This is a genomic window from Novosphingobium pokkalii (genome assembly GCF_014652855.1).
Classification (GTDB): Bacteria; Pseudomonadota; Alphaproteobacteria; order Sphingomonadales; family Sphingomonadaceae; genus Novosphingobium; species Novosphingobium pokkalii.
The window spans coordinates 22,847-30,448 of the sequence record NZ_BMZP01000028.1; the positions used below are offsets into that span (position 1 = coordinate 22,847).

Below are 7,602 nucleotides of genomic sequence, written 5' to 3' on the forward strand. Positions count from 1 at the left end.
CCGGCCTCCCGCATGGTGATCATGGCGCCGGCGACGCCGCATTGGCAAGTCGCTGGCCGTCCATGGCAAAATTCGCTGTCAGGGTCGGTCTGGGGGCGGCCGGCCCATTCCGGCCGCCCCGCTTGCCGCTTACCTGTCGGGCTGTTCGACGGACCCGACGCTATTCCTTTTGCACATGGCGTGCCAGTTTTGGCGGCGGCGACTCGATATCCACGCATAGTATTGATATTTAACGTCTTTAAAAATCGCTCCGCCAATTGGGCGTTGCAAGCGCTGTAATCGCGATTCCGAGATTTGTATCTCAAATTATAAGATGATATAAATCTCGCGCATGAAGCCAACCACCGTCATCAGCTTTCTCGGCTCCACGCTGGACGCTGCCAAATTCGGCCCCTCGCGCTGGATGAAGTGGCGCCCATCGGTGGGCCTGTGCATGCACGAGGATCTGCGGGTGGATCGCTTCGTGATGATCCATGGCAATCTGCATAGCCGCCTGGCCGACTATGTGACGCAGGACATTGCCGCCGTCTCGCCCGAAACGCGGGTGGAACGCCATGTGCTCGACTTTGCGGACGCCTGGGATTTCGAGGAGGTCTACGGCAGGCTGCTCGATTTCGCGCGGGGACTGCCGCTGGACCCCGATGCCGAGGATGTGCTGGTGCACATCACCACCGGCACCCACGTGGCGCAGATCTGCCTGTTCCTGCTGACCGAAGCGCATTATCTGCCCGGGCGCCTGCTGCAGACCCAGCCCAGGCGCGGCGCCCCCGATGCGGCGGGCACGTGGAGCGTGATCGACCTCGATCTCTCGCGCTATGACAGCATCGCCACGCGCTTTGCCAACGAGAGCGCGGAGCGTTCCTCGTTCCTGAAATCGGGGATCGAAACGCGCAACCCGGCCTTCAACACCATGATCGACGAGATCGAGCAGGTCGCCAGCCGCACCCGTGCGCCGATCCTGCTGATGGGGCCGACCGGCGCGGGCAAGAGCCAGCTGGCCCGCCGCATCTTCGAACTGAAGAAGCTGAAGCGCCAGATGGGCGGCAGCTTTGTCGAGGTGAACTGCGCCACCTTGCGCGGGGACAGCGCGATGTCGGCGCTGTTCGGCCACAGGAAGGGCGCCTTCACCGGGGCGGCGGCGGATCGCGCCGGACTGTTGCGCAGCGCCGATGGCGGGATGCTGTTCCTCGATGAAATCGGCGAACTCGGCCTCGATGAGCAGGCAATGATCCTGCGCGCGATCGAGGACAAGCACTTCCTGCCCGTGGGCGCCGACAAGGAGGCGCAGAGCGAATTCCAGTTGATCGCCGGCACCAACCGCGATCTGGCAGCATGCGTGGCGGCGGGCACGTTCCGCGAGGATCTCTACGCCCGCCTCAACCTCTGGACGTTCACGCTGCCCGGCCTGGCCGAGCGGCGCGAGGATATCGCCCCCAACCTCGATTACGAATTGGACCGCCATGCTGAGCGCGAAGGCGAGCGGGTGACATTCAACAAGGAAGCGCGCGCCGATTACCTCGCCTTCGCGCTGTCTCCCGCCGCGCGCTGGTCAGGCAATTTCCGCGACCTGGCGGCCAGCGTGACGCGCATGGCGACGTTTTCGCCCAAGGGGCGGATCGATGTTGCCGCGGTGACGAAGGAAATCGCGCGGCTCAAGAGCCTCTGGACCGATGGCGCCGAGACCGATGATGACGGGCTGGAACGCTGGCTATCCGCCGAAGCCGTGGCCGATCTCGACCCGTTTGACCGGGTGCAACTGGCTTATGTCGTGGAGACTTGCGCCACCGCCCGCTCCCTGTCCGAAGCTGGCCGCACACTCTTTGCCGCCTCGCGCGAGAAGCGGGCCAGCACCAATGACGCGGACCGCCTGCGCAAGTATCTCGCGCGGTTCGGCCTGGGGTGGGACGATTTCAGGGGCAGGCAGTGATGCTGGGTGACAGCCTGCCTATACAATCTCCAATGACGGACCTATCCCTTCATGATGACCGGCCCGATCTTGCCAAACTACTATCTCGACGATCCTCGTCTGCGGGCGGCCGCAGCGCCATATACGTTCTTCCTACCAAGTGCGGCCGAGATCGCTGCGGTGCATCCCAACGATCTCGTCAAGCTGTTGTTCGAATACACGCACGAGACCGAGGAATATGCCGGTGAGCGAATGTGGGTTAAGGTTCGGCGGGCCGAAGGAAACCAACTTTCTGGCATGCTAGACAATCAGCCCTATGAACCGACCTCTTCGCTCAAACCTGGCGACGCCATCTCGTTCGAGCGCCATCATATCCTCGCGATCATCTGGGACAGGCCAGATGAAGCTCCTCCTTCTTCGGAATACCGTGAGTATTGGGAACGCTGCCTTGTCGACGATTGCGTGCTCGATGGCAGTGAGCCGATCGAATATCTCTATCGCGAGGAGCCCGACATGGCCCAGGAGGGCGACAAACACGCCGACAGCGGATGGCGCGTCAGAGGACGCTTTAACGGTGCTTCCGACGAGGAACTGGCGGAGCGGAAAGCGTCCTATGTCGCGCTAGGCGCGGTGTTGAACCGGGATGACAGCTGGCTAGCGTGGATCGATGAGCCAGCCGGGATAAGGCTGACTCGTAACTTTGAAACAGGGATTTACGTTAGCGAGGAATAGTTCATCCAAGCCACTTGGCCTCACCCCGTTCCACCTCCGCCTGCGCGAGGCGCAACAGCGCCGGGTCGCCTTCAGTCAGCACCTCCAGCAGGCTGGAAATCTCGCGCAGATAGACCCGCGCAAAGCCATCGCCGTGTTCGACGATCGAGCGCGTGTTGGAAATCACATCGGCGAGTTTGACGGTCTTCATCGCGGCCGGGGCCTGTGCCAGGTGCGCGCGGTCGATTGCCTTGCGGATTGCCCGATTGCCATCTTCCGGACGACTGACATCGGTCAGCCATGCCACCCCTTGCGCGACGTCATCGCCAAACGCAGCGCGCACATCCTCGATGCTGGCTGCCGTATCCTCGACCACATCGTGAAGCAGCGCTGCCGCAATCATCGTGGGCGTTCCGCCGACCTCTGCCACCGTTCGTGCCACCTCCAGGCAGTGCAGCACATAGGGTTCGCCGGTGTATTTGCGCTGCTGGTTGGCATGCATGCGCGTGGCGAAGGCGCAGGCATCGAGAACGAGCGGCAAGGCGGCAAGGTCTTGGGACAACAATCCGATCTCTCCGGAAGATCAGTGGGTGAGCGCCCGCCCACCCACTGCTGCTGGTTCAAGCCGATCTTAACTGAAACCGCTCACCGGCATAGACCCTCACCGCATTGCCACGTTCCAGTTCCTGATGGACGTGCCATTGCGCTTGGCGCCCCTCATCCCTGGCCTGCTGGTGGCGCTCCTGCAGCATGATCGCCAGTTTCAATCGCGCCAGCTTGCGGTTGGCGTGCTGCGAGCGCTGCTCTTGCGCCGTGGCGACAAGGCCGGTTGGCCGGTGCGTTGCCCGGACGGCACTATCGGTCTTGTTGACATGCTGGCCGCCCGGCCCGCTGGCGCGCATCGCCTGGTAATCGATATCCTGCTCTGCAAGATCGATCATCTCGTCAGGCCTGGGCGCCAAGGATACGCCCACGAACCAATTGCGTCGCTTGTGGGTGGGACGAAACGGACTATGGCCGATCCATTGGTTGGTCCCGATGCGCTGGGCAGCAAAGGAGGCCGATGTCTCGCCCGCGATGCGGAGCAGGATGGATGCTGGAAACGCCTCCACCCCATCCAGCAATGCGCATTCGAGCCCCGCGGCCTTGGCCTCTCGCCCAAAGGCACCGGCCAGTCGCGCCACCACCCAGCGGCATTCCTGTGGGCCTTTGCCCGCCGTGATATGCAGGATAACCTCGCTCATGCTGCCCTCGTCTTGTAACTGAGCAGGGGGCGCAGCTTGGCGATCACGCGGATCAACCCAGCGTGTTCCAGATCGGCGATGACCATTCCGATGTCCTTGTAGGCGTCGGGCGCCTCTTCGAAGATCAGGCGGCGATCTTCGCAGACCACCTGGCTGCCCAGGGCAGTACGCTGCAGATCGGCAACGCTGAAGCGGCGCGAAAGGCGGGCGTAGGCATCCTTTCGGCTCCACTTGCGGCCCGCACCATGGGCCAGCGAATGAAGCGCATGATCGGCTGCTTCCGCAATGGGTTCGACCAGATAGCTGAAATCGCCGCGCGAGCCCGGGATGGTCACCAGCCCGCGATCGGCCGGTGCCGCCCCCTTGCGATGCAGCCACCCGCCACGATGCGGCGTGACGCTGTTGTGACAGATATCCAGGACACGACGGCCTCCGAACCCAAGGCTCTCGCAGAAGCGCTGGGCGATGATCTGGCGGTTGAGGATGGCCCATACCAGCGCCGCGTTGTGCTCGGCCAGATAGGCTTTCGCCTTGGCAGAGTCGGCGGGGATGCCTGCGCGCGCGTCGGTTTGGCGGTGGGCCTGCAGGATAGCTTGGCCCAACCCGCGCGAACCGCTGTGAACCATCATCCACACGCGGTCATGACGCAGGCCTAGGTCGGCAAAGCGGGCCTCGTCGGCAATGGCTTCGATGCGCTGGAACTCGACGAAGTGGTTGCCACCACCAATCGTGCCCAGCGCCGGACTGGCAAGATGCTGCGGGAGTCCAGCCTCGGCCAAAGCCGCGGCATGATCGCCTGCCCAAGGCGCATCGAGCCCATGCAAGTTGCGTTCGACCGAACCGAGGCGAAACTTGCGCACGAGGCAGTCGGTCTCCCACAAGGCCATGCCGCAGCCGATGTCACTGCCGACAAGATGCGGCCAGACGTGGCTGGGCGACCAGAAGGCCGCGCCCACGGCAATGCCATTGCCCGCATGCAGATCGGGCAGGCCGACAATGCGCGCCATGCCGTCAAAGCGCGCGCAGGTTTCGAGTTGATCAAGCGCCAAGGGATCAAACCGCGCCGGATCGGTGGCTATCAGGGTGATCGCGCTCATTGCGCACCACCCCGGCCAAGGTTTAGGCCTGCGTGAAAAGCAAAAAAGATAACGATGTCGGTAAAATCAGCGGCGCCATGGCCGCGAGAAACAATCAGGCGAAACGGTCCGCCTGCGATGGAATTGCCCATGCAATCTGTTCCTGAACACAGGGAAATAAGAAGTGATGTGTGGTGCGGGCGAATGCTGCGCGCATGGTCTTCTCCTTTCCTTGTGCGAGAACAGGCCGGTCTTGGCTGGCGGTGGCAATAGTTCGGATTGACCTGCTCGGCAAGTCGCCCAAACATGCGCCCGCGATTTTTATCCGGAGCGTTGCTTGAAAACCATTCTGTTCGTCTGCAGCCAGAACCGCCTGCGCAGCCCGACAGCCGAGCAGGTATTCGCCGGCTACCCTGGCCTGGAGGTGTCGTCCGCCGGCACCAATCACGATGCGGACAACCCGCTGACCGCTGAACTGGTGACATGGGCCGACATGATCGTGGTGATGGAAAAGCAGCATCGCGCCAAGCTGCAACGCCGGTTCCGCGCGGCCTTGCGCGGGCAGCGCGTAATCTGCCTGGATATTCCCGACGATTATGCTTTCATGCAGCCGGAACTGGTGGAGCTGCTCAAGGCCCGTATGGCGCGGCATGTGCCGCTTTACAGCTTTTGAAGCGAGGCCGATATCGTGCTGGGCGGTCAGGCCGCTTTTCAGTTCGCAAACAGCTTCCGTTTACGCGCATGATGTTGCTTCACGCGGGTTTCGATCAACGCCGTTGCGCATATTCTGGCGCACCTTGAGATTGATGAATGATAGTGATTTCTTCCCAGGCTACAGACTCCAAAGCTGGCCGTCTCGCAATAGGCTGGAATTGATATTTTCTTGAAAAATCGCAGTCTTAAAAAGGCAAAAGTTGCGTCTTGTGGGGAATTGGCGTATGGTCCTTTTGAAACTTTAGCCAATTCATAGCATTATTGGACGAAATCTGGTCCTGTAAGCGGCACCAGGGGCTTATTCCCAAAACGTCTCAACACATTGATTTGGCTAGATTTTCGGTCGATTTTATCCTCCGGATGTTCTCGCGTTGTCCCAGGATTTCTCACCACTTTTCACGCCAAGTGGGGGCATTTCTGGGGGAAACGGGAGCCTAACAAAAGGCGTTGCCCCCAAATGTCGCTTAAAACTCTGTAAATAAACGGGTTTTCGGCTTAAAACTCCCTCTACCGCAAGCCCGACGAAAAAGGCCTCTATCTTGAGGTCCGCCCCTCCGGCGCGAAGATCTGGTACTTCAAATACCGCCTTCACGGCGTCGAGAAGCGCCTGTCGCTGGGCCAATGGCCGGACGTCGGCCTGAAAGAGGCCCGCGCCCTGCGCGACAAGGCGCGCGATTTGATTCGGGATGGCGGCGATCCGGCCGTCGAGCGCCGCAAGAAGAAGATCGAGGCCCGCCTGCACGCCAGCAACACGTTCCGCGCCGTGGCCGAGGATTTCAGCAGCGTACGTCTGGAGCGCAGCGGCAAGGCGCCCGCAACCATCACCAAGGCGCACTGGTTCCTATCACACCTAGCGCACACGGTCGGGCACCTACCGATCGCCGACATCACGCCACCGGACTTGCTGAACGTCCTGCGCAAGGTGGAGAGCGAAGGCAAGCGTGAGACCGCCCGCCGCACCCGCGCCTTCGCCAGTCGCGTATTCCGCCATGGCGCCGTTCTTGGGCTATGCAAAAACGATCCGGCTGCGCTCCTCGATGACGCCCTGGCCGCGCCGCTCGTCAAGCACCGCGCTGCCATCCTTGAGCCGGGCAAACTCGGCGTGCTGCTGCGTGCCATCGATGATTTTACCGGCACTGAGGTTGTCAAATTGGCGATGCAGATTCTGCCGCACGTCTTCCTGCGTCCGGGGGAATTGCGCTTCGGAAAATGGGATGAGATCGACTGGGGTGGCGCCGTTTGGCGCGTACCGGCCGAGCGCACTAAATTGCGTCGGCCCCACTCTGTCCCGCTTTCGCGTCAGTCACTGGAATTGCTGCGTAGCCTGCACGAGCGAACCGGACAATTGCCCTACATGTTTCCCGGCCATCGCAAATTTACCGTGCCGATCTGCGAGAACGCGATCAACCTGGCTTTTGGCCGCATGGGCTTGCTGCCGATGGTCTTGGCAAAACGCAGAGCGGCCGTTCCGGAGAACAGTTCTTCATTCTCCTCGGGCTGGATCGACGGCATGGCACCAACCGGCTCAAAACGCTCCTGCGGATTGGCGGTGACCGCCTCGACCCAAGCGGTGCCAGCCTTGTGGTTCTCGATGCGGAAGTCCGGGGACTCCATGGGCTGCGTCACCAGCAGGCCTTGCTCGCGGAACGAAGCAAGGAGCTGCGCTTCCCAGAGCCGGGTATGGAAGTTCCCGGTCTGGCAGTCGGCGGCCCAGTTGCGATCGGTACGCGGCAGCGAGAGATAGAGCTGGTTGAACAGCCAGGCGACATTGCGATGGCTCTTCGCCTTCAGCATCCTGAAAATCTCGCTCGGCTCGCGTCCTTCCACATCATGCAGCGCTGTCCGTCGCTGGATGCCGGGTGGCACTCGTTCTGGCGGCTCACTGAGGTGTGAGGTGGTGCCGTTTTTCTGGACAGGGTGATAAGCTCAGCCTGACCTGAGGAACGGACTG

The 7,602-nt window shown here is 61.8% G+C and carries 8 protein-coding genes and 1 pseudogene; 5 read left to right on the top strand and 4 right to left on the bottom strand.

Annotation, left to right across the window (positions count from 1 at the left end):
- Positions 1-331: 331 nt before the first annotated feature.
- Positions 332-1,927 (top strand): RNA repair transcriptional activator RtcR, encoded by a 1,596-nt coding sequence (gene rtcR / locus IE191_RS19630; protein ID WP_191326081.1) that lies wholly within the window; start codon positions 332-334, stop codon positions 1,925-1,927.
- A gap of 51 nt (positions 1,928-1,978) precedes the next feature.
- Positions 1,979-2,638 carry an immunity protein Imm33 domain-containing protein gene (locus IE191_RS19635; protein WP_191326082.1) on the top strand — a complete coding sequence of 220 codons (660 nt, stop codon included), beginning with the start codon at positions 1,979-1,981 and terminating at the stop codon, positions 2,636-2,638.
- A 1-nt stretch (position 2,639) separates the two neighbouring features.
- Here the strand turns inward: IE191_RS19635 and IE191_RS19640 are convergent, their stop codons facing one another.
- The 4 genes from IE191_RS19640 to IE191_RS21265 are packed head-to-tail and all read right to left on the bottom strand — an operon-like array spanning position 2,640 to position 5,089.
- Positions 2,640-3,182 (bottom strand): HD domain-containing protein, encoded by a 543-nt coding sequence (locus tag IE191_RS19640; protein WP_229815689.1) that lies wholly within the window; start codon positions 3,180-3,182, stop codon positions 2,640-2,642.
- 55 nt (positions 3,183-3,237) lie between these two features.
- Entirely contained in the window at positions 3,238-3,861 is a 624-nt protein-coding gene (gene prfH, locus IE191_RS19645; RefSeq protein WP_191326083.1) for a peptide chain release factor H, read from the bottom strand.
- Positions 3,858-4,958 carry an RNA ligase RtcB family protein gene (locus IE191_RS19650; RefSeq protein ID WP_191326084.1) on the bottom strand — a complete coding sequence of 367 codons (1,101 nt, stop codon included), beginning with the start codon at positions 4,956-4,958 and terminating at the stop codon, positions 3,858-3,860. Before IE191_RS19650 ends, prfH begins: the two co-directional genes overlap by 4 nt.
- Entirely contained in the window at positions 4,955-5,089 is a 135-nt protein-coding gene (locus tag IE191_RS21265) for a hypothetical protein (protein ID WP_268249461.1), read from the bottom strand. The genes IE191_RS19650 and IE191_RS21265 overlap by 4 nt, the downstream gene beginning before the upstream one ends.
- A 185-nt stretch (positions 5,090-5,274) precedes the next feature.
- On the opposite strand from IE191_RS21265, the gene IE191_RS19655 reads away from it, so the two are divergent.
- The 3 genes and pseudogenes from IE191_RS19655 (at position 5,275) to IE191_RS21275 (ending at position 7,395) form a co-directional block, all read left to right on the top strand.
- A complete protein-coding gene (locus IE191_RS19655; protein WP_191326085.1) occupies positions 5,275-5,610 on the top strand; it encodes a low molecular weight protein tyrosine phosphatase family protein in 336 nt (111 codons plus the stop codon).
- A 570-nt stretch (positions 5,611-6,180) separates the two neighbouring features.
- A pseudogene (locus IE191_RS21270) lies at positions 6,181-6,360 on the top strand (Arm DNA-binding domain-containing protein); the annotation flags it as partial.
- Positions 6,361-6,414: 54 nt separating this feature from the next.
- Positions 6,415-7,395, top strand: coding sequence for a tyrosine-type recombinase/integrase (locus IE191_RS21275; protein WP_373299346.1), 981 nt, complete (start codon positions 6,415-6,417; stop codon positions 7,393-7,395).
- The last annotated feature ends 207 nt before the right edge of the window (positions 7,396-7,602 follow it).